Consider the following 241-nt stretch of genomic DNA (forward strand, 5'->3'; position numbering starts at 1 on the left):
GGCCTGAACTAGCGAAAACCCTTCAAGTACAAACGCTACCGCTAAAACGATAAAAGCAATTGTATAGTTGGTCTCAGATTCAGTAGCATTCCACTCTTTAATACCTGTATAAATAGACACAATCGAGCCTGCCGTAAATACACCAAAAGCGGCAATCATTGACCAGACATAGGATTCTTTGCCATAGCCTAATGGATGGCTCTTATCAGCAGGTTTGACAGATTTTTTTTCTGCGACGATG

The 241-nt window shown here is 41.5% G+C and carries 1 protein-coding gene; it reads right to left on the reverse strand.

Annotated elements, in window-relative coordinates; translation table 11 throughout:
• A partial coding sequence (locus tag SB725_RS33540) for a cation transporter (RefSeq protein ID WP_410923739.1) occupies positions 1-241 on the reverse strand: 241 nt, incomplete at both ends.

Source organism: Pseudomonas sp. SIMBA_041 (assembly GCF_046535095.1).
In the GTDB taxonomy this organism is placed as follows: Bacteria; Pseudomonadota; Gammaproteobacteria; order Pseudomonadales; family Pseudomonadaceae; genus Aquipseudomonas; species Aquipseudomonas mucoides.